This window comes from Streptomyces mayteni (genome assembly GCF_054783955.1).
The window spans coordinates 1-20,514 of record NZ_BAAGPR010000024.1 but is presented as its reverse complement, the minus strand read 5'-3'; the positions used below and the strand labels follow the sequence as shown (position 1 = coordinate 20,514).

At 71.9% G+C, this 20,514-nt stretch carries 20 protein-coding genes; 16 read left to right on the top strand and 4 right to left on the bottom strand.

Annotated features, from left to right (window positions below; translation table 11 throughout):
• Nucleotides 1–251: 251 nt before the first annotated feature.
• The 3 genes from ACYVPE_RS13710 (at nucleotide 252) to ACYVPE_RS13700 (ending at nucleotide 2,791) form a co-directional block, all read left to right on the top strand.
• Nucleotides 252–905 carry a response regulator transcription factor gene (locus ACYVPE_RS13710; protein ID WP_461033816.1) on the top strand — a complete coding sequence of 218 codons (654 nt, stop codon included), beginning with the start codon at nucleotides 252–254 and terminating at the stop codon, nucleotides 903–905.
• Between the two features lie 87 nt (nucleotides 906–992).
• Nucleotides 993–2,219 (top strand): sensor histidine kinase, encoded by a 1,227-nt coding sequence (locus ACYVPE_RS13705; RefSeq protein ID WP_461033865.1) that lies wholly within the window; start codon nucleotides 993–995, stop codon nucleotides 2,217–2,219.
• Between the two features lie 272 nt (nucleotides 2,220–2,491).
• A complete protein-coding gene (locus tag ACYVPE_RS13700) occupies nucleotides 2,492–2,791 on the top strand; it encodes a DUF4193 domain-containing protein (protein WP_052851347.1) in 300 nt (99 codons plus the stop codon).
• Between the two features lie 20 nt (nucleotides 2,792–2,811).
• Here the strand turns inward: ACYVPE_RS13700 and ACYVPE_RS13695 are convergent, their stop codons facing one another.
• Nucleotides 2,812–3,261 (bottom strand): DUF3093 domain-containing protein, encoded by a 450-nt coding sequence (locus tag ACYVPE_RS13695; RefSeq protein ID WP_461033815.1) that lies wholly within the window; start codon nucleotides 3,259–3,261, stop codon nucleotides 2,812–2,814.
• An 87-nt stretch (nucleotides 3,262–3,348) separates the two neighbouring features.
• On the opposite strand from ACYVPE_RS13695, the gene dut reads away from it, so the two are divergent.
• The 8 genes from dut to ACYVPE_RS13655 all read left to right on the top strand — a co-directional run bounded on the left by dut (nucleotide 3,349) and on the right by ACYVPE_RS13655 (nucleotide 10,748).
• Nucleotides 3,349–3,849 (top strand): dUTP diphosphatase, encoded by a 501-nt coding sequence (gene dut, locus ACYVPE_RS13690; RefSeq protein WP_461033864.1) that lies wholly within the window; start codon nucleotides 3,349–3,351, stop codon nucleotides 3,847–3,849.
• Nucleotide 3,850: 1 nt separating this feature from the next.
• Complete coding sequence (locus ACYVPE_RS13685; RefSeq protein ID WP_461033814.1) at nucleotides 3,851–4,630, top strand: DUF3710 domain-containing protein; 780 nt, start codon at nucleotides 3,851–3,853, stop codon at nucleotides 4,628–4,630.
• 345 nt (nucleotides 4,631–4,975) lie between these two features.
• Nucleotides 4,976–5,335: a DUF6343 family protein gene (locus ACYVPE_RS13680; protein WP_461033813.1), complete on the top strand. Its 360-nt coding sequence runs from the start codon at nucleotides 4,976–4,978 to the stop codon at nucleotides 5,333–5,335.
• Between the two features lie 215 nt (nucleotides 5,336–5,550).
• Nucleotides 5,551–5,640: a K(+)-transporting ATPase subunit F gene (gene kdpF / locus ACYVPE_RS13675; protein ID WP_311604384.1), complete on the top strand. Its 90-nt coding sequence runs from the start codon at nucleotides 5,551–5,553 to the stop codon at nucleotides 5,638–5,640.
• 12 nt (nucleotides 5,641–5,652) lie between these two features.
• The gene (gene kdpA, locus ACYVPE_RS13670) at nucleotides 5,653–7,332 is read left to right on the top strand and encodes a potassium-transporting ATPase subunit KdpA (protein WP_461033812.1); all 1,680 of its coding nucleotides are present in this window, start codon (nucleotides 5,653–5,655) and stop codon (nucleotides 7,330–7,332) included.
• Entirely contained in the window at nucleotides 7,329–9,422 is a 2,094-nt protein-coding gene (gene kdpB, locus ACYVPE_RS13665) for a potassium-transporting ATPase subunit KdpB (protein WP_461033811.1), read from the top strand. Before kdpA ends, kdpB begins: the two co-directional genes overlap by 4 nt.
• An 8-nt stretch (nucleotides 9,423–9,430) precedes the next feature.
• Nucleotides 9,431–10,030 (top strand): potassium-transporting ATPase subunit KdpC, encoded by a 600-nt coding sequence (gene kdpC, locus ACYVPE_RS13660; protein WP_461033810.1) that lies wholly within the window; start codon nucleotides 9,431–9,433, stop codon nucleotides 10,028–10,030.
• Between the two features lie 121 nt (nucleotides 10,031–10,151).
• Complete coding sequence (locus ACYVPE_RS13655; RefSeq protein ID WP_461033809.1) at nucleotides 10,152–10,748, top strand: hypothetical protein; 597 nt, start codon at nucleotides 10,152–10,154, stop codon at nucleotides 10,746–10,748.
• A 24-nt stretch (nucleotides 10,749–10,772) separates the two neighbouring features.
• Here the strand turns inward: ACYVPE_RS13655 and ACYVPE_RS13650 are convergent, their stop codons facing one another.
• The 3 genes from ACYVPE_RS13650 to ACYVPE_RS13640 form a co-directional block, all read right to left on the bottom strand.
• Nucleotides 10,773–10,961 carry a DUF397 domain-containing protein gene (locus ACYVPE_RS13650; protein ID WP_461033808.1) on the bottom strand — a complete coding sequence of 63 codons (189 nt, stop codon included), beginning with the start codon at nucleotides 10,959–10,961 and terminating at the stop codon, nucleotides 10,773–10,775.
• On the bottom strand, nucleotides 10,961–11,776 hold the full coding sequence (locus tag ACYVPE_RS13645) for a helix-turn-helix domain-containing protein (RefSeq protein ID WP_461033807.1): 816 nt from the start codon (nucleotides 11,774–11,776) through the stop codon (nucleotides 10,961–10,963). The genes ACYVPE_RS13650 and ACYVPE_RS13645 overlap by 1 nt, the downstream gene beginning before the upstream one ends.
• Nucleotides 11,777–11,854: 78 nt before the next feature.
• Nucleotides 11,855–14,245, bottom strand: a complete 2,391-nt coding sequence (locus ACYVPE_RS13640; RefSeq protein WP_461033806.1) for a helicase-associated domain-containing protein — start codon at nucleotides 14,243–14,245, stop codon at nucleotides 11,855–11,857.
• Between the two features lie 204 nt (nucleotides 14,246–14,449).
• On the opposite strand from ACYVPE_RS13640, the gene ACYVPE_RS13635 reads away from it, so the two are divergent.
• From ACYVPE_RS13635 to ACYVPE_RS13615, 5 genes are all read left to right on the top strand, one after another.
• Nucleotides 14,450–17,062 carry an ATP-binding protein gene (locus ACYVPE_RS13635; protein WP_461033805.1) on the top strand — a complete coding sequence of 871 codons (2,613 nt, stop codon included), beginning with the start codon at nucleotides 14,450–14,452 and terminating at the stop codon, nucleotides 17,060–17,062.
• Entirely contained in the window at nucleotides 17,037–17,720 is a 684-nt protein-coding gene (locus ACYVPE_RS13630) for a response regulator (RefSeq protein WP_461033804.1), read from the top strand. Before ACYVPE_RS13635 ends, ACYVPE_RS13630 begins: the two co-directional genes overlap by 26 nt.
• A 266-nt stretch (nucleotides 17,721–17,986) precedes the next feature.
• Nucleotides 17,987–19,129 (top strand): RNA-guided endonuclease InsQ/TnpB family protein, encoded by a 1,143-nt coding sequence (locus tag ACYVPE_RS13625; RefSeq protein WP_461033803.1) that lies wholly within the window; start codon nucleotides 17,987–17,989, stop codon nucleotides 19,127–19,129.
• A gap of 111 nt (nucleotides 19,130–19,240) precedes the next feature.
• Nucleotides 19,241–19,642, top strand: a complete 402-nt coding sequence (locus ACYVPE_RS13620; protein WP_461033802.1) for an OB-fold nucleic acid binding domain-containing protein — start codon at nucleotides 19,241–19,243, stop codon at nucleotides 19,640–19,642.
• 4 nt (nucleotides 19,643–19,646) lie between these two features.
• Nucleotides 19,647–20,390 carry a DUF3159 domain-containing protein gene (locus ACYVPE_RS13615; RefSeq protein WP_461033801.1) on the top strand — a complete coding sequence of 248 codons (744 nt, stop codon included), beginning with the start codon at nucleotides 19,647–19,649 and terminating at the stop codon, nucleotides 20,388–20,390.
• The last annotated feature ends 124 nt before the right edge of the window (nucleotides 20,391–20,514 follow it).

Below are 20,514 nucleotides of genomic sequence, written 5' to 3'. Positions count from 1 at the left end.
CCGGCGGGGGGCCGGGGGGTGGTGGTCGCGGGGTGTGTCGCTGTTCCTCCCCGGCCCACCAGGACCGGAAACCTCACCGGCCGCGAAATTCGGGGCCACGGGTCCGCACCCTGCGTTTACCAGTGGTTTATGGGTGGTGGGTGCAGGATGGACGGTGGGGTGGGCCCACGAGCCTCCCGGCGGTCGCCGGGAGGGCCCCGCGTCGAGGGCCGCCCGCCACCCAGGGGATCTCACGAGAAGAGGATCGGGACGTGCGCGTACTCGTCGTGGAGGACGAGCAGTTGCTCGCGGACACGGTGGCCGTCGGGCTGCGCCGCCAGGCCATGGCGGTGGACGTGGTCTACGACGGGGCGGCGGCGACCGAGCGCGTCGACCTGAACGACTACGACGTGGTCGTCCTCGACCGCGACCTGCCACTGGTCCACGGGGACGACGTCTGCCGGCACATCGTCCGGCTCGGCAAGCCCACCAGGGTGTTGATGCTGACGGCCTCGGGGGACGTCAGCGACCGCGTGGAGGGCCTGGAGATCGGCGCCGACGACTACCTGCCCAAGCCGTTCGCGTTCAGCGAGCTGATCGCCAGGGTGCGGGCCCTCGGGCGGCGCGCCACGGCGCCGCTGCCGCCCGTTCTGGAGCGCTCCGGCATCCGGCTCGACCCGAACCGCCGCGAGGTGTTCAGGGAGGATCGGCAGATCCATCTCGCGCCGAAGGAGTTCGCCGTGCTCGAGGTGCTGATGCGCGGCGAGGGCACGGTCGTCTCGGCCGAGCAGCTGCTGGAGAAGGCGTGGGACGAGAACACCGACCCGTTCACCAACGTGGTCCGGGTCACCGTGATGACGCTCCGCCGCAAGCTGGGCGACCCGCCGGTGATCACCACCGTGCCCGGCGCCGGATACCGGATCTGAGCCATGCCGCAGTCCTCCGCCTCGCCGCCGCCGAGGCCACAGAGCCCGCCGAGCCCCCCGGCCGCCGGGCGCCGGCCGCCGCCGCTGATGCCGGACGCGCCGCCCAAGCCCCACTGGGACCCGCGGGACGCCGACCGGCCGCAGGGCTGGTTCCGGCCGACCATCCGGATCCGCCTCACCCTGCTCTACGGCGGGATGTTCCTGATCGCCGGCGTGGTGCTGCTGACGATCATCTACCTGCTGGCCGCCCAGGCCCTGCACAAGGGCAACGCGATGCCCTTCGTCTTCGAGACCGACACCAACCTGCGCACCACCTCGGGCGTTTGCCCCGAGCTGTCGGGCCCCGTCTCCAAGGGGGAGTTCGAGGACTGGCTCTCCGACTGCGTGGACCGGCAGCGCGCCATAGCCCTCGACCAGCTGCTGCGCAGCTCGCTGCTCGCGCTGCTCGGGCTCGCGGTGGCCGCCTTCGCCTTCGGCTACGTGATGGCCGGCCGGGTGCTCTCGCCGCTCGGCCGGATCACCCGCACCGCCCGCCAGGTGGCCGGCTCCGACCTGCACCGCAGGATCGAACTCGACGGCCCGGACGACGAGTTCAAGGAGCTGGCCGACACCTTCGACGAGATGCTCGACCGCCTCGACCGCGCGTTCACCGCGCAGCAGCGCTTCGTCGCCAACGCCTCGCACGAGCTGCGCACCCCGCTGGCGATCAACCGCACGCTGCTCGAGGTGCAGCTCTCCGACCCGGACGCCACCCCCGAGCTGACCCAGCTCGGCAAGACGCTGCTGGCGACGAACGAGCGCAGCGAGCAGCTGGTGGAGGGCCTGCTGCTACTGGCCCGCAGCGAGAACGAGATCGTGGACCGCAAGCCGGTCGACCTGGCCGAGGTGGCCGGGCAGGCGGTGGAGCAGGTGCGGGCCGAGGGGCAGCAGCGCGGCGTGGAGCTGCGCGGCGTCCGCCGGCCGGTCCTCGTCCAGGGCAACGGCGTGCTGCTCGAGCGGATCGCGCTGAACCTGGTGCAGAACGCCGTGCGGTACAACGTGCCGGAGGGCGGCTGGGTTCGGGTCGACACGGAGGCCAGGCCAGGACAGGCGGTGCTGGTGGTGGAGAATACGGGTCCGGTCGTGCCGGCGTACGAGGTCGATAATATGTTCGAGCCTTTCCGTCGGCTGCGTACCGAGCGCACGGGCAGCGACAAGGGCGTCGGTCTCGGGCTGTCGATCGTCCGCTCCGTGGCGCGGGCGCACGGCGGCTATGTGCGGGCCGAGCCGCGGGAGCAGGGCGGCCTGGTGATGAGGGTCGCCATCCCGGTCTGATCGGCCCTCGCAGCGGGAAAGAAGGAGATGTGATCAATCGCATAGCGGCGCCCCCCAGGGTCGGCGCCACACGGCCGTGGGTGGGTTTTTGACCGGTTAACGGCCCGATCGGCAGCCGGGATGATCACCTCTTCAGGCGTTCGGTTGGGTGTCGATTGAGTAACAGCACTTGATGTGAGGCAAAATCTCCGCCTCGGGTCGGGCACAAAGTCCGACCCCCCGCGCGTTACGTGCGCTGGAGATACCACAGACACCCGGAGGGGGAGAACGAAATGGCAACCGACTACGACACTCCACGCAAGACCGATGACGATGTCAACGAGGACAGCATCGAGGAGCTGAAGGCCCGGCGGAACGACAAGTCGGCGTCCACCGTCGACGTCGACGAGTTCGAGCAGGCGGAGGGCCTGGAACTGCCCGGCGCCGACCTCTCGAACGAGGAGCTTTCCGTCCGAGTGCTGCCTCGGCAGGCTGACGAGTTCACCTGCATGAGCTGCTTCCTCGTGCACCACCGGTCGCAGCTGGCGAAGGAGAAGGACGGTCAGCCGATCTGCCGCGACTGCGCGGCATGAGCGCCGGCCCGGGCGTGGCCTCAGGTCGGGTCCGGGCGGGCGCTGAGCGCCGCGGTCAGGCGGTCGGGGCGCCGGGTGGAGAGATAGAGATACGGAGTCGGATCATCCGGATCCGTCACCTCGACCCGGACGGCCGTCGGGATGTAGGCGCGCAGCAGCATATGGGCCCGGGCATCCGCACGATGGGTGCGCCAGGCGCGCGCCTCGTCGGCGTCGAGCGCCCGGGCTTCGCCCAGGGCGGTGAGCGGGATCCGGGCCTCGCCCGCGACCAGCGAGCCGGCGACCACCCGGATCCGGGCCGAGCCGTAGGCGCTCAGCGCCACCCCGGACAGGGCCCCGCCCGCGGCCAGGCCGCACAGCACCGGCACGGTGCCCAGCGGAAGCAGCGCGAAGGCCAGCAGCACCACCCCGAGCAGAGCCATCAGCCACCACGTCCTGGGCACGGTCAGTCGCTCGTCGTACGGCTTCATGGCCCAAGCATGGCAGGCTCGCCCCCACGGGCCGTCAGCGGCGGTAGGGTCTGCATCGTGAGCGCCGAGCCTGTAAACCCCTTCGCGCTGGACGTGCCGCTGCGGCGGATCGATCCGGCGGTCCCCGTCCCCTCCCGGGCGCACCCGGGGGACGCCGGGGTCGACCTGGTGACCACCCAGGCCGCCGAGCTGGCGCCGGGGGAGCGCGCGGTGCTGCCCACGGGGGTGGCCATCGCGCTCCCCGACGGTTACGCGGCGTTCGTGCACCCACGCTCCGGGCTCGCCGCCCGCTGCGGGGTGTCCATGGTCAACGCGCCAGGCACCATCGATGCCGGGTACCGTGGAGAGATCAAGGTCATCGTGATCAATCTGGATCCGCGCGAAACGGTGCGGTTCCAGCCGTTCGACCGGATCGCCCAGCTTGTCGTCCAGCAGGTGGCGGCGGTGCGTTTTCACGAGGTCACGGAGCTGCCGGGGTCGGCGCGCGCCACGGGGGGTTTCGGCTCCACGGGAGGCCATGCCGACCTGCGGAACCCCCCCTACGCTGCGGTCGGCCCCGGCGGGAGCGCCGATCGGAAAGGACTCTGACGTGTTCGGACGTCGTCGCAAGCGGAACGAGGAGCCGGCCGAGGCGGCGGAGGCGGTCGAGCCCACCGAGGCCACCGCCGATGAGGCTCCCGACGAGGAGGAGGTGCGCCGGGTCAGGCTGGAGCCGGCGCCCCGACCCGACGGTCCGTGGGACATGAGCGAGGTCACCAAGCCCTCCGAGGGCCGGGTCGACCTCGGCGGCATCTTCGTGCCAGGCGTGCAGGGCATGGAGCTGCGGGTGGAGGTCGCGGGAGACGCGATCGTCGCCGCCACCGTGGTGCTCAAGGACAGCGCGGTGCAGCTCCAGGCGTTCGCCGCCCCCAAGCGCGAGGGCATCTGGGGCGAGGTGCGCGAGGAGATCGCCTCGGGCATCACCCAGCAGGGCGGCGTGATCGAGGAGATCGAGGGCCCGCTCGGCTGGGAGCTGCGCGCCCGGGTGCCGGTCCAGCTGCCGGACGGCAAGCGCGGCATGCAGGTCGTGCGGTTCGTCGGCGTCGACGGCCCCCGCTGGTTCCTGCGCGGCGTGATCTCCGGCCAGGGCGCGGTCCAGCCGCAGGCGGCCGGCGTGCTCGAGCAGATCTTCAGGGACACCGTGGTGGTCCGCGGCGAGGGCCCGATGGCCCCCAGGGACCCGATCGTCCTCAAGCTGCCGCAGGACGCGCAGATGGTGCCGGACGGCGTGAAGCAGGAGCAGGCCGCCGCGGACGGCGCGCAGGTCTCCCGGTTCGCCGGCGGCCTCGACAAGCTGCGTCGCGGCCCGGAGATCTCCGAGGTCCGCTAGAGCCTGTCTTCCGGATCTTCGTGGGGCCGCGACGCCAGCTACGGCACCTCGCTGCGTTACCCCACGCCGCGGAGCGGCATGTTAGGCGCCGCGCGCGAATACGGCCAAGTATGAGCTGCGATCCGGCGCCTTACGATGCACCGCATCTGGGGGTACCTCCCAGGCCGCCAGGCCTGGGGGAGCCAAGGCCTGATCCACGAAGATCCAAAAGACAGGCCCTAGTACCTTCCGACCCCCGTCGGGCCGTCGCCACGCGGCGGCCCGGTCGGTGCGGTCGGTTCGGCGCGGGGTGTGGTGGGCGTCCCGGCGGGGTACTCGGGGCTCTCCGTCACGGGAGGCCCCGCCATGAGCAGAGGTAGCGGACGGCACCGCTTCGAGCGGACCGGCACCGAGCCACTCACCGCGTACAGCGACATCCGGCTGCGGATCCTGTTGTCCGCGATCTTCACCCCGCTCTTCGCCGCCGGCACGATCGCCTTCGCCATCTGGCTGGCGGTCTCCGGGGCGCACTCAGGTCCGGGCCGTGGCCCGCTGATCGCGCTCACCGTGGGCTGCGCCGTCCTCACCCTGGCCGCCGCGACCGATCTCACCATCCTGCTGCGCCGGCGCCGCCGGATCCAGAGCGACGAACACCGCGGGGACCGGGAGCACCGGGAGCCCCCTGAGGATCGTGGCCCCGGCGGCAATCCGGACGAAGGTGGCTAGACCGGGGCCAGCGCGTAGGAACCACGTCAACGGCGCCCCACCGGCTATCAGGGTGCCGTCAACGAACGCCGCATGCGGCACGAACAGAGGTTCCCTGGGCGAGTAAGTGATTGCCCACTCGTTCGGGAGCAACCGATGGCCGACCTGGTCTTCGTCCTGGTCATCCTCGCGGGATTCGCGCTGGTGGCCCTCTCCGCCCATGGGGTGGGGAAGCTGTGAGCGCCGAGAACATCGTCGGTCTGTGCGTGGCCGCCGGCCTCCTCGGCTACCTGGTCCTGGCCCTGCTCTTCCCCGAGAGATTCTGAGGGCCGCCGACCATGAGTACCCCTCTCGCCGACGTGCTCCAGATATCCGCCCTCGTCGTGGCCCTGGTCCTGGTGCACCGGCCCCTCGGCGACTACATGGCCGCCGTCTACTCGTCCAGGAAGCACCTGCGCGTCGAACGGCTGATCTACCGCTGCGTCGGCGCCGACCCCGACGCCGAGATGCGCTGGCCCACCTACCTGCGGTCCGTGCTCGCCTTCTCCGCGGTCGGCGTGCTCTTCCTCTACCTGCTGCTGCGGGTGCAGGACCTGCTGCCGCTGTCGCTCGGCTTCGCCGCCATCCCGGCCGACCAGGCGTTCAACACGGCCGTCTCCTTCGTCTCCAACACCAACTGGCAGTCGTACTCCGGCGAATCCGCCATGGGCCATCTGGCGCAGGCCGGCGGTCTCGCCGTGCAGAACTTCGTGTCGGCCGCGGTCGGCATGGCCGTCGCCGTCGCCCTGGTACGCGGCTTCGCCCGGTTCCGCACCGGTGAACTCGGCAACTTCTGGACCGACCTGGTGCGCGGCACCATCCGCATCCTGCTGCCGATCTCCGTGCTCGCCGCGATCGTGCTGGTCGCGCTCGGCGCCATCCAGAACTTCTCCGGCGGCCACGACGTCACCACCGTCACCGGCGCCACCCAGCACCTCACCGGCGGCCCCGTCGCCTCCCAGGAGGCGATCAAGAACCTGGGCACCAACGGCGGCGGCTTCTACAACGCCAACTCCGCCCATCCCTTCGAGAACCCCGACGGCATCAGCAACCTGCTGGAGATCTTCCTGCTGCTGGTGATCCCGTTCTCGATGCCCCGCACCTTCGGCCGGATGGTCGGCAGCGTCCGCCAGGGCTACGCCGTCGTCGCCGCGATGGGCGTGATCTGGCTGGCCGGCGTCATCGCCGTCACCCTCGTCGAGCACCACGCGCCAGGCTCCGCCTCGCAGGCGGCCGGCGGCGGCATGGAGGGCAAGGAGCAACGCTTCGGCATCGGCGGCTCCTCGCTGTTCGCGGTCTCCACCACGATGACCTCGACCGGCTCCGTCAACTCCTTCCACGACTCCTTCCAGGGGCTCTCGGGCGGCGTGTTGATCTTCGGCATGGTGCTCGGTGAGATCGCCCCAGGCGGCGTCGGATCCGGCCTCTACGGCATGTTGATCATGGCCGTGATCGCCGTGTTCGTCGCCGGCCTGATGGTCGGCCGCACCCCCGAGTACCTGGGCAAGAAGATCGGCACCCGCGAGATCAAGCTCGCCGCCTGCGCCATCCTCGTCTCCCCGGCCCTCACGCTGATCGGCACCGCCCTGGCCATGGGCTTCGGGGACGGCGAGGAGTCGATGACCAACATCGGTCCCCACGGCTTCTCCGAGGTCCTCTACGCCTACGCCTCGGCCGCCAACAACAACGGCAGCGCCTTCGCGGGCCTGGTCGCCAACACCGACTTCTTCAACACCACCCTCGGCGTCTGCATGCTGCTCGGCAGGTTCCTGCCCATGGTGTTCGTCCTGGCGCTGGCCGGCTCGCTCGCCCAGCAGCGCCGCGTCCCGGTGACCGTCGGCACCCTCGGCACCCACCGGCCGCTCTTCAGCGGCCTGCTGGTGGCCACCGCCGTCGTCGTGGCGGGGCTGACGTTCTTCCCCGCCCTCTCACTCGGCCCGCTCGCCGAAGGTCTGTCTCTGGAAGGAGGCGCCTCATGAGCACCACCACCCCCGTCCGCCCCGAGGCCGACGCCCGGGACCACCACGGGGCCGGTCAGCCGGCCCGCGTCTCCCGAGGCGGCTTCGACCCCCGGCTGCTGTGGTCCTCGCTGCCCAGCGCCGTCCGCAAGCTCGACCCGCGCACCATGGTCAGGTCGCCCGTGATGTTCGTGGTGCTGATCGGCTCGGTGCTCACCACCGTGCTGGCCGTCAGCGACCCCACGGACGCCTTCGGCTGGGCGATCGCCTGCTGGCTCTGGCTGACTGTGCTCTTCGCCAACCTGGCCGAGGCCGTCGCCGAGGGCCGCGGCCGCGCCCAGGCGGCCTCGCTGCGCGCCGCCCGCACCGACACCGTCGCCCGGCGCCTCACCGGCCCGCACTCCGTGGAGGAGCGGGTGCCAGGCACCGCGCTCGGCGTCGGCGACCTGGTGGTCTGCGAGGCCGGCGACGTGATCCCCGGCGACGGCGACGTGATCGAGGGCGTCGCCTCGGTCGACGAGTCCGCCATCACCGGCGAGTCCGCGCCCGTCATCCGCGAGTCCGGCGGCGACCGCTCGGCCGTCACTGGCGGCACCCGGGTGCTCTCCGACCGGATCACCGTCCGGATCAGCACCAAGCCGGGCGAGACCTTCCTGGACCGGATGATCGCCCTCGTCGAGGGCGCGGCCCGGCAGAAGACCCCCAACGAGATCGCCCTCAACATCCTGCTGGCCAGCCTCACCATCGTCTTCCTGCTGGCCGTCGTCACCCTCCAGCCGTTCGCCGTCCACGCCGGCGCCGAGCAGTCGCTCGTCGTGCTGACCGCGCTGCTGGTCTGCCTCATCCCCACCACCATCGGCGCGCTGCTCTCCGCGATCGGCATCGCCGGCATGGACCGCCTGGTGCAGCGCAACGTCCTCGCCACCTCGGGCCGGGCCGTGGAGGCGGCCGGCGACGTCTCGACGCTGCTGCTCGACAAGACCGGCACCATCACCCACGGCAACCGGCGGGCCACCGCGCTCCTGCCGGCCGCCGGGGTGACGGCGGCGGAGCTGGCCGAGGCCGCCCAGCTCTCGTCGCTGGCCGACGAGACGCCCGAGGGCCGCTCGATCGTCGCCCTGGCGGTGACCGAGTACGGGCGGCCGGCGCGCGACCGCGACGGCGTGGCCGACGCCGACTGGATCCCGTTCACCGCCCAGACCCGGATGTCCGGCGTCGACACCGGCGACCGCCGGATCCGCAAGGGCGCGGTCGGCGCCGTCACCGGCTGGGTCGTCGAACTCGGCGGCACGGTCACCGACGCCACCCTGGGCGCGGTCGAGTCCATCAGCGCCGGCGGCGGCACCCCGCTGCTGGTCGCCGACGGGCCCCGGGTCCTCGGCGTCGTCCACCTCAAGGACGTCGTCAAGGAGGGCCTGCGCGAGCGCTTCGAGCAGCTGCGGGCCATGGGCATCAGGACGGTGATGATCACCGGCGACAACGCCAGGACCGCCAAGGCCATCGCGGCCGAGGCCGGCGTCGACGACTACCTCGCCGAGGCCACCCCCGAGGACAAGATGGCCCTCATCAAGCGGGAGCAGGCCGGCGGCCGGCTGGTCGCGATGACCGGCGACGGCACCAACGACGCCCCGGCGCTGGCCCAGGCCGACGTGGGCGTCGCCATGAACACCGGCACCTCGGCCGCCAAGGAGGCCGGGAACATGGTGGACCTGGACTCCGACCCGACGAAGCTGATCGACATCGTCCAGATCGGCAAGCAACTGCTGATCACCTGCGGCGCGTTGACCACCTTCTCGATCGCCAACGACATCGCCAAGTACTTCGCGATCATCCCGGCGATGTTCGCCGTCGCCTACCCGGGCCTGGACGGGCTCAACATCATGCGGCTGTCCTCGCCCGAGTCGGCGATCCTGTCGGCCGTCGTCTTCAACGCGCTGATCGTGGTCGCGCTGGTGCCGCTCGCCCTGCGCGGCGTCGCCTACCGGCCGATGGGCGCCGACCAGCTCCTCAGCCGCAACCTCGGCATCTTCGGCCTCGGCGGACTGGTCGCGCCGTTCGTCGGCATCAAGGCCATCGACCTCGTCGTCTCCCTGCTCCCCGGGATCGGGTGAACTCGCACATGAACCTCAGAACCCCCCTGCGAACGGTCTGGGCCGCCTTCCGGGCGCTGCTCGTGCTGACCGTGATCACCGGCGTGCTGTACCCGCTGGCCGTGACGGGCGTGGCGCAGGCCGCGTTCGGCCACCAGGCCGACGGCTCGCCGGTCCTGGCCGACGGGCGGGACGTCGGCTCGTCGCTGATCGGCCAGACCTGGAACGACGCCAACGGCGACCCCGACCCGCGCTGGTTCCAGCCGCGGCCCTCCCACAGCGGCTACGACCCGACGGCGACGGGGTCCAGTCAGCTGGGCGCGAGCGACCCGACGCTGCTCGCGACGGTCGAGGAGACGCGGGCGGCGGTCGCCGCGTTCAACGGCGTCGCGGAGTCGGCGGTGCCGGCGGACGCGGTGACGGGCTCCGCCTCGGCCATCGACCCGCACATCTCGCCGGCCTACGCGGAGATCCAGGTGGCGCGGGTGGCCGAGGCCAACGGGCTCCCGGTCGCGGAGGTCGAGCGGCTGGTCGCCGACCACACGGAGGGCCGCGACCTGGGCTTCCTGGGCGCGGAACGGGTGAATGTGCTCGAACTGAACCTGGCCCTGCGGGAGTTGGCGGGGTAGCAGTTCGGCGTCGGTCGCCGCAAGTGGTCATATGATCGCTTGTGGCCGGCCGCCCAACGAAGCGAGGTTACCCGTGGGGGTTTGGGAACACATGTGGGTTACGACCACGAAGCCGGTCCCGATGTCCCCTGCGCGATTGGCGCGGTTGTGCGTCGATCTCCTCGACGAGCGCGTCGTGGAGCCCCGATGGGCCCTGGTGACGGGGAAGCTCGGCGCGGCCACCCCGTTGGCTCTCGGGAACGAGCTACGCGGCCCTTGCTGCACGGCCCCGCACACCGACCTGGTGGGCACGACCATGGAGTCGGACGGCGTGGTCATGACCGTCGAGGCGTTCGGCTCCGTCGCCACCGAAGTGGCCGCCGCGCTCACCGCGTTGCCGGCCGACCGCGGAGACATCGCCGTCTACTTCACCGGGCTCGACTTCGACAACCCCCAGGTCGCCGAGGCATACGAGGGATTGAGCAATCCGGACGTCGCCGCCTATGCATTGGCCGAACCGGCGACGATATGGGACGAGCGAGACAACCCTGATTTCATGGACCCGGACGGGGGTGGACCGATCCCTGGTGTCGAGCCCATCATCTACACCGAGCACCACGTGCAGAGCGTCTTCGCCACCTACACGAAGCGCGGCCCGAGCCGCCCCGAAGGGCCGCTCCGGGACGTTCTGCGGCGGCACTTCGGCGACGACATGCTGGAGTGCTGCGCCTATTCCTGACAGTGGCGCCCGTGGACGCGGTTCCTATGTCTGGGCGGCCTTGATGCTGTCGACAAAGGCACTCCAGCCGCCTCCCGGGATGGTGAGGACGGGACCGGTGGGGTTCTTGCTGTCCCGGACGGGCACGATCCCGGGGTGGTCGTCGGCGACCTCAAGGCAGCTGCCTCCCTCTCCGTTGCTGTAGGACGACTTGCGCCAAGTGACGTTGCTCATCAGGTTGTGAGGTCCTCCGCCGCCGACTCCAACAGGGTCAGGGACGCCGTCGGCGACAGCGCGGCAGCCCTGATGAGATCGTATGAATGTCGATAGCGCTCCACCAGTTCAAGGTCTTCGATGAGTTGACCGGTGTGTGCCCCCTCCGAGTACGCGACGGGCGGTTCCTCGGCGAAGGTCATCAAGGAGAGCATGTTGCCCATCAGGGCATCCGTCGCGGAACTGAAGGGGAGCACCTGAACCCGGATGCGTCGGGTTCGGGCCAACTCCACGATGTGGGCGAGCTGGTCGGCCATCGCGTCCGGGCCACCGAACGGGACGCGCAGCGCTGCCTCGTACAGCACTGCCCAGAACTCCGGTGCCTTCTCCCGGTGCAGGAGCTTCTGCCGCTCCAGGCGGTTGCGCACGTGCTTCTCCACCTCCTCGTCCGGTGCGAGCGGCAGCGTCGCCCTGGTCAGGGCCCGCGCGTACGACTCGGTTTGGAGCAGCCCCGGCACCAGCGTCGGGGCGTACTCGCTGATCGTCTTCGCCACCTTCTCCAACTCGGCCGCGTGGACGAAGTAGTCCGGGTGCTTCTCGGACTCGTGGGCGAGCCGGCAGAGCCGCTGGAAGTGCTCGGCGGTGCCGAAGATCTCGTCGAACTTGACCGAGAAGTCCGTCTGCGGCCGCCGGAACGCCGCCTCGAACTGGCCGATGTACGAGCCGGAGCAGAACGCCTTGTGGCCCAACTCGTCCTGGGTCAACTCCGCGTCCTCGCGTAGTCGTTTCAACTCGGCGCCGTAGAAGGTCCGGGGTGAGGAATAGGGATCCGCCATCATGACCACCTCCGTGGCGGATCGTACGAGCGAACGGTAATCGTTCGGGTGCCGGTCGTGACGGCGCACCCGAAGGAGTTACGGGACGTACGCGGACGCGCTGATGAGGCGGGCCAGCGTGAAGTCGTGGTCGCGGCGGTGCGCTTGGCACCAGCCGTACATCACCTCCGGTGGGTCGAGCGTCAGCTCGTTCATCGGGCAGCGGCGGACCCCGTCCTCCTCATGGGGATACTCCAAGAGCACCCGCTCGCCGCGGTCGACGCCGCGGGCCAGCTGGCGGACCGAGTCAGGCGAGAGCTGGGGCGCGGCCAGGGAGAGGAACTCCTGGGACCGCCGCTCCGTGACCAGCAGCTGCGCCACCACCCGTTCGATCCTGGCCGGCTCCGGCCGGCCGACCGAGGCCGCGTAGCCGCGCTGGCCTGGCAGCGGGCCCCGGCGGGCGGGAGCCGGCGTGGCCTGGGGCCGTTCGGTGCGCTCCACCTGGACCAGGCCGTCCACCGCCTCGGTGACCGGCGCGTAGCCGGCCGTGCGCAGCGCGGCCAGCGTCTCGGGGGCCGGGGTGCGGCTGACGAGCACCGTGGGGGCCAGCTGACGCAGACCGAGGGGGGCAAGCTTGCGGTGGTAGATGATCTCGGTGAGCAGCGCCGGCTCGGGCGCGTGGATGACGCAGGCGGGCGAGACCACCCGGAGTTGGCCGTGGCGGCGCGCCGTGTCGCGGATCAGGTAGTGCAGCGGCTGGGGGAGCCGGCCGCCGTTGATCGCCACCAGCTCGGCCTCGATCGACTCCGCGCTGTCGCCCGCGTCCAGGCCGCGCCGGATGCTGCCTGCGGTGAACCGCCAGACCGAGGCGGCGCCCCGCGACTCCCGGTCGGCCACCGCTTCCAGGGTCTTCTCCAGGCGGGCCGAGGGGGCCCCGGCCACCACGGCCGTCAGGTCGCCGCCGATCCTGGCCCGCTCGGTGGCGGCCGGCAGCAGCCGCCGCGCGGCCGCCACCAACTCCTCGTCCTCGGCGCCGAGCAGGGCCGCGCCCAGCGGCGTCAACGCGCCGTGCGCCAGCACCCCGATCCGCGTCGCCTCGGCCAGCAGCGTCGTGAACGGCGGGGCGTCCTCGTCGAGGCGGGCGGCCAGCGGCCGGTGCCAGGCCACCAGGGCGGCCAACGCCTCAGGCGACGCGGCGCCCTGCCCGGCCGGCAGCCGGGACGCGGCGTTGAGCAGCGTGCGGCGGGCGATCGGGACGTCCCGGCGCGGCGGGAGTTCGAGGAGCGCGGGCAGCGTCCTGCCCTCGCGGTCCCGGGTCCTGGTCGGGGTCGCCGGCACCGAGCGCCAGGCGCGCAGCAGCGCGGCGGCGCGCTGCCCGGGCTCGCCGGCCAGCCACGCGTCGTACGCGGCGGTGGCCGGGAACCGGTCCTCGTCCCGGCACAACAGGCCAGCCGCGCGGCCCAGTTCGAGAGCGAGCCGGACGTCGGGCTCCTCGCAGTGCGCCGCCCTGCCGAGCCGCAGCAGCTCGCGCGGGCCGACGCCGCCGCTCTTCCGCCGCTCGGGCGGCCGGGCCGCGCACTCGGCGAGCACCGCCGCCGCCCGGTCGAGGAACGCGTACGCGGCGGCCGACGCCTCCTGGCCCACCGCCTCGGCCGGGACCGCCACCAGCGGGGGCGCCGGCGGCACGGCGTCGAACGGCGCCCGCCAGCCTGGGCCGCGCAGGATCAGGGCCACCTCGGCCGGCAGATGGGCCGGCACCTGCCCGTAGCGGGCCCGCAGCAGCAGGCCGCGGTCGAGCGCCCACCGCAGTCCCGGCAGCGAGCCGGGCACCGGCTCCGTCAGCACCGCCCTGCTGTGCTGGAGCAGCAGCTCGCGCGAGGCCGGGGGCGCCGCCGCCACCACGGCCCGCACCCGCTCCGGGTCGGTGTGGTGGTCCCGCAGCACGTCGAGCCGGCGCTGCCGGGTGTCGGGCGGCGTGATGCCCAGCGCGTCGACCATCCCGCACAGCTCGTCCGTGGTCTTCTCGCCGAGCAGCTCGACGAGCCCGGGGCCGAGGCCGAGCGGCGCCGGCCAGGTCGCCGCCACCGGCTCCGCCAGCTGCCAGTGCCCGCCCTCGTCCTGCCAGGCAAGCCCGTAGCCGGTCAGCTCGGTCAGCGCCAGGTCGAGGCCGCGCGCCCCCTCGGCCGTGCCGCCGCGCAGCAGCCCGGCGAGACGTTCCCGCGCCACCCCCCGACCTATGGCGCCCAGCGCGGCCAGCGCCTCGGCGGCCTGCAGGCACCGCCGCGGCAGCCGGGACATGGCGCGGGCCACCGACGCCTTGTCGAGGAGCCGGGCGGCCAGCTCGCCGAGGTCGTTCGGGGCGTAGGGCTTGAGCGTGTCGGGCCGGGCGACGAGCAGGGCCCGCAGCCGGTCCGCTGGCAGCCGACCGAGCCAGGCGCTGAGCGGAAGGCCGGACGGAGTGGGGGACGACGACGCGCTGATCGGACTCACCTCGACTGTGTGCGATGTCGTGGATTCGGACGGTCACCGTATCGGTCCTGGCACCCGGCAGGGGCCGGAATGGGGAAAACTATGCCCCCCCTCGTGGCGCCCTTGCGGCCACCCCTTCTCCGGCGTCGATTCATACGGGACCCTGACGCCCCGGTTCTCCGCGACCACCTGGCACTTCGTCGGCGAGGTGCGACGATGGGAGCCATGGCACGCCGCGGCAAACTACGCATCTATCTCGGCGCGGCCCCGGGGGTGGGCAAGACCTACGCGATGCTCTCCGAGGCCCACCGCCGCGTCGAGCGTGGCACCGACCTGGTCGTGGCGCTCGTCGAACACCACGAGCGGCCCCGCACCCAGGTGCTGCTCCACGGCCTCGAGCAGGTGCCGAGGCAGGAGATCGGCTACCGGGACGGCGTCTTCGGCGAGATGGACACGGACGCCGTGCTGCGCCGCCGCCCCAAGGTCGCCCTGGTCGACGAGCTGGCCCACACCAACGTGCCAGGCGGCCGCAACGAGAAGCGCTGGCAGGACATCGAGGAGCTGCTCGACGCCGGCATCGACGTGATCTCCACCGTCAACATCCAGCACCTCGAGTCACTCGGCGACGTCGTCGAGTCGATCACCGGCGTCCGACAGCGCGAGACCGTGCCGGACGCGGTGGTGCGCCGCGCCGACCAGATCGAGCTGGTCGACATGGCCCCCGAGGCGCTGCGCCGCCGGATGGCCCACGGCAACATCTACGCCCCCGACAAGGTCGACGCGGCCCTCTCGCACTACTTCCGCCCGGGCAACCTGACCGCGCTGCGCGAGCTCGCCCTGCTGTGGACCGCCGACCGGGTCGACGCCTACCTGCGCCGCTACCGCGACGAGCAGGGCATAACGTCCACCTGGCACGCCCGCGAGCGGCTGGTCGTCGGCCTCACCGGCGGCCCCGAGGGCTCCACCCTGATCCGCCGCGCCGCCCGGATGGCCGCCAAGAGCTCGGGCAGCGAGATCATGGCCGTCTACATCTCCAGGGCCGACGGGCTCACCTCCGCCTCGCCGCGCGAACTGGCCTCCCAGCGCACCCTCGTCGAACAGCTCGGCGGCACGTTCCACCACGTCATAGGCGACGAGGTGCCGGCGGCCCTGCTCGACTTCGCCCGCGGCGTCAACGCCAACCAGATCGTGCTCGGCTCCAGCCGCCGCAAGTCCTGGCAGTACGTCTTCGGCCCCGGCGTCGGCGCCACCGTCGCCCGCGAGTCGGGCCCCGACATCGACGTGCACATCGTCACCCACGACGAGGTCGCCAAGGGCCGCGGCCTCCCCTCGGCCCGCGGCGCGACGCTCGGCCGCTCACGGACCCTCGCCGGCTGGCTGATCGGCGTGCTCGGCCCGCTGCTGCTGACCGTGCTGCTCGCCGTGCCCTCGCCTGGCGCCGAGTTCGCCAGCGACGTGCTGCTCTTCCTCTCCCTGACCGTGATGGCCGCCCTCGTCGGCGGCCTCTACCCGGGGCTCGTCTCGGCGGCCTTCGGCTCGGTGCTGCTGAACTTCTACTTCGCCCGCCCCATCCACCAGTGGTCGGTGGCCGAGGGACACAACATCGTGGCGATCGTCGTCTTCTTCGCCATCGCGGTGGCCGTGGCCACCGTCGTCGACCGTTCGGCGCGCCGCACCCAGCAGGCCGCCAGGCTGCGCGCCGAGTCCGAGACGCTGACGCTGCTCGCCGGCAGCGTGCTGCGCGGCGAGGACACCCTGGGCGCCCTGCTCGAGCGGGCCAGGGAGACCTTCGGCATGGACATCGCCGCGCTGCTGGAGAGCGACCCCGACCGCCGCCACTGGACGTGCGTGGGCAGCGTCTCCGTACCCGACCACGCGGGCCGCCCCCTGCTCGCCCCCGAGGACGCCGACGTGGACGTGCCGGTCGGCGACCACGCCATGCTGGCCCTCTCCGGCCGGAAGCTGCCGGCCGAGGACCGCCGCGTCCTCACCGCGTTCGCCGCGCACGCCGCCGCCGTCCTCGACCGCCAGCGGCTCAAGTCCGAGGCGCACCGCGCCCACAAGCTCGCCGAGGGCAACCGCATCCGCACCGCCCTGCTGGCCGCCGTCTCGCACGATCTGCGCACCCCGCTCGCCGCCATCAAGGCCAGCGTCTCCAGCCTCCGCTCGGACGACGTGGCCTGGTCGGAGGAGGACGAGGCCGACCTGCTGGAGAGCATCGAACAGGGCGCCGACCGGCTCGACCAGCTGGTGGGCAACCTGCTCGACATGTCCCGGCTCCAGACCGGCACGGTCGAGCCGCTGATCCGCGAGATGGACCTGGACGAGGTGGTGCCGGGGGCCCTTGGCGGCGTCCCGGAGGGTTCCGTCGACCTGGACATCCCCGAGTCGCTGCCGTTCGTCGCCGCCGACCCGGGGCTGCTGGAGCGGATCGTCGCCAACATCGTGGAGAACGCGGTCAAGTACGGCCCCTCCGACCGGCCGGTGCTGGTGCGCGCGAGCAGCCTCGGCAACCGCGTCGAGCTGCGGGTCGTGGACCGGGGGCCCGGCGTCCCCGACACCGAGAAGGCACGGATCTTCGAGCCGTTCCAGCGGTACGGCGACACCCCGCGCGGCAACGGCGTCGGCCTCGGCCTGGCCGTCGCCCGCGGCTTCGCCGAGGCGATGCACGGCACGTTGGACGCCGAGGACACCCCGGGCGGCGGGCTGACCATGGTGATCACGCTCCCCGCCGCCCGTCTGGCGGAACCGGCCGAGGCAGCAGGACCAGCAGGACCAGCGGAAACAGTAGAAGTAGAAGAGAGGGCGACCCATGCATCGGGTGCTCGTAGTCGATGACGAACCCCAGATCCTGCGCGCGCTCGTGATCAACCTCAAGGCCAGGAAGTACGAGGTCGACACCGCGGAGGACGGCACCGAGGCACTGCGGCTGGCCGCCGAACGGCACCCGGACGTGATCATCCTCGACCTCGGGCTGCCCGACATGGACGGCGTCGACGTCATCACCGGCATCCGGGGCTGGACCCGGGTGCCGATCATCGTCCTCTCCGCCAGGCACACCTCGGACGAGAAGGTGGAGGCCCTGGACGCCGGCGCCGACGACTACGTCACCAAGCCCTTCGGCATGGACGAGCTGCTCGCCAGGCTGCGGGCCGCCGTGCGGCGCGCCGAGCCCAGCGGCGTGGGCGACGAGGAGCCCACCGTGGAGACGGTCGACTTCACGGTCGACCTGGCCGCCAAGAAGGTCCACCGGCAGGGCAAGGACGTCCGGCTCACCCCGACCGAGTGGCACCTGCTCGAGGTGCTGATCCGCAACACCGGCCGGCTGGTCAGCCAGAAGCAGCTGCTTCAGGAGGTGTGGGGTCCCTCATACGGCACCGAGACGAACTACCTGCGGGTCTACATGGCCCAGCTGCGGCGGAAGCTGGAGACGGACCCGTCCGCGCCGCGCCACCTGATCACCGAACCCGGCATGGGATACCGCTTCGAGCGCTGAGGCGTGGGCCGATCGCCTGGCGATCAGAGAAATCTCCCGGCCATCAGGCCTGCGGAATCCTGCTTTTCGCGTAGCGGGGCAGAGGTGGCCCCATCGTCGCCGGGCGATTCGGCGTTCACCCCGGTAGTGCCGTGAGCTGCCTACGGCGGGTGTGGGATCTCGGAGTTGGTAGGTCGCGGGTCCCCGGTCGTGGGGGCGGTCACGTCGGTCCCGCAGGTCGTCAGGCGGCGTGGAAGGGGAAGGATCGCGATGCTATGAGTGGCGTCATGACGATTCCAGCGATGGCCGAGGAGGCCGGGCGCGCCCGGTACACCTTCCGGTGTCGCGTGTCGTCCACCGCGCTGCGCCTGCTCGAAGCCGAGTGGGCCCGGTGTCGCTGGATCTGGAATGAATCCGTCGCCAAGTCCAGAGCCACCCACCTGCACAACCAGGCCACCGGCGAGAGACTGACGTGTGGTCCGGCGCAGCTCGACAAGGTGCTGACCCAGGCCCGCACGGTAACGCGGTGGCTGCGGGAAGGCAGTTCGGTTCCGCGGCAGCAGATCATCCGGGACTTCGGTAAGTCCCGTGCCAAGGCGCAGAAAGACATTCGGGAACGGCTGCCGATGCGGCGGCGGGCTGGGATGCCGCGCTGGAAGGGGAAGCGTCATGCCCGCCCGACCCTTGACTACACCAAGCGGGGTTTCCGGCTGAAGGACGGTCGCCTGCACTTGGCGGGGGGCATCGTTCTGACGGTGGTGTGGTCGCGGGAGCTGCCCGCCGTCCCGTCCTCCGTTCGGGTGTATCAGGACAGCGCCGAGGCATGGTTCTGCTCGTTCGTCGTCCCCGCCCAGGCCGACCCCCTGCCCGCCACGGGTCGGGTGATCGGCATCGACTGGGGTGTGAAGGAGACCGCGACCACCACCAGCGACGACCAACGCCCCAAGGGAAAGCCCCAGACGAAGGGCTACCGGGCCGCGAAGCGGCGGGTCGCCAAGCTGCGCAAGAAGGTCGCATGCCAGCGGCAGGACACCGGCCGCAAGTGGGCCAAGCGCGTCGTCCGCGATCACGAAGGGATCGCGGTGGAGGACTTCCGGCCCAGGTTTCTGGCGAAGACCACCATGGCCGAGAAGGCCGCTGACGCCGCCATCGGTGCTACCAGGACAGCTCTGATCGAGATGGGCCGCAAGCACGGGCGCGACGTCCGCCTGGTACATCCCGCGCACACCACGACGGACTGCGCGCACTGCGGAGCGAGAGCCAAGCACCGCATGCCGCTGGGTGAGCGCACCTACACCTGCATCGCATGCGGAACCGTGAGCCCACGGGACAAGAACTCCGCCCGCGTGATGCTCGTCCGGGCAGGTTGGAACCCGGCAGGTGCTGAGGGCGTAAGACCTCGGGAGGTGCCGCCTCCCGAGGCGGCCTGAGCCTGGAATCCCCAGGTACGCCTGAAGGCGGCGCGTCAGCGGCGCACAGCCGCGAGACCGGGCGGGATTCCCCTGCCTTCAGACGGGGAGCCTTCAAGTTACGCTGAGGGTATGAGTGCGGAAGGCCGTTCCTCCCGGAGGCGGTGGAAGCTGTTCCAGTGGCCGGGGGCCAAGGGCGCCGACGACGGCGACCTCGCCGACGACGAGCAGCCCGCGGACGCGGGCTGCACCCGGATCCGCGACTGCGCGGAGGGCCCGAAGGGCCGCGAGGTGGTGCGGGTCGCGGGCACGCTGCGTGCGGTGCACGAACGCACGGTGGCCGGCATGCCGGCGCTCCAGGCCGAGCTGGACGACGGCTCGGCCTCGCTGGACGTGGTGTGGCTCGGCCGGCGTTCGATAGCCGGCATCGAGCCCGGCCGCGCGGTCGTCGCCTCAGGGCGGATCGTCAGGACGCACGGCAGGCAGGTGCTGTTCAACCCCCGATACCAGCTGCAACCGCGTGGACAGGAGTAGCCAGGTGAGCAGACCCGAGAGCCGGACCGAGACCGGCGCCGCCGGGCCCGCGGGGCCCGAAGGCCCCGAGATCGCCGACCAGACCCCGGACGAGGCGGCCACCCGCGCCGCCTTCTTCGAGGCGTTCGGCGGGGTCCGCGGCATGGTCGAGACGACGGTGCCTGGCCTGGTCTTCGTCCTCAGCTACACGATCACCCGCTCCATCAACATCTCGGCGGTCGCCGCGCTCAGCGTCTCCGCGGTGCTCGCCGTCTCCCGGCTGCTCCAGCGCGACACGCTCAAGCACGCCCTCAGCGGCGTCTTCGGGGTGGCCTTCGGCGCGGTCTTCGCGATGATCTCCGGCGACGCGAAGAACTTCTACCTGCCGGGCATGCTCTACACCCTGGGCCTCGGCGTGGCCTACGTCGGCACGGCACTGGCCGGCGTCCCGCTGCTCGGCCTCATCCTCGGCCCGGTCTTCCGCGAGAACCTGTCCTGGCGCACCCGCAACCCCGGCCGCAAACGGGCCTACGTGCGGGCCAGCTACGTCTGGGGCGGCATCCTGCTGGCCAAGTCGGCGATCACCTTCCCCATCTACTTCTGGGGCGACGCGACGCAGCTCGGGTGGCTGCGGGTGGCGTTGGGCATCCCGCCGTTCCTCGTCGCGGTCTACTTCACGTGGATCATCCTGGTGAAGGCGCCGGCGCCGATCGATGTGATCGCGGAGTGGGAAGAGCGGGAGCGGCGCGAATCCGCCGCCGCGGACTAACCACCGACCGGCGGTTTTCCCCACCCACCCACCCACCCGCCCTTTACGTTCCGCGCTCCGCGCGGGGCGGCGCGCGCTGCGCGCGCGCTGCGCGCGGGCGGTGGCCCGCGGGCGGTGGCCCGCG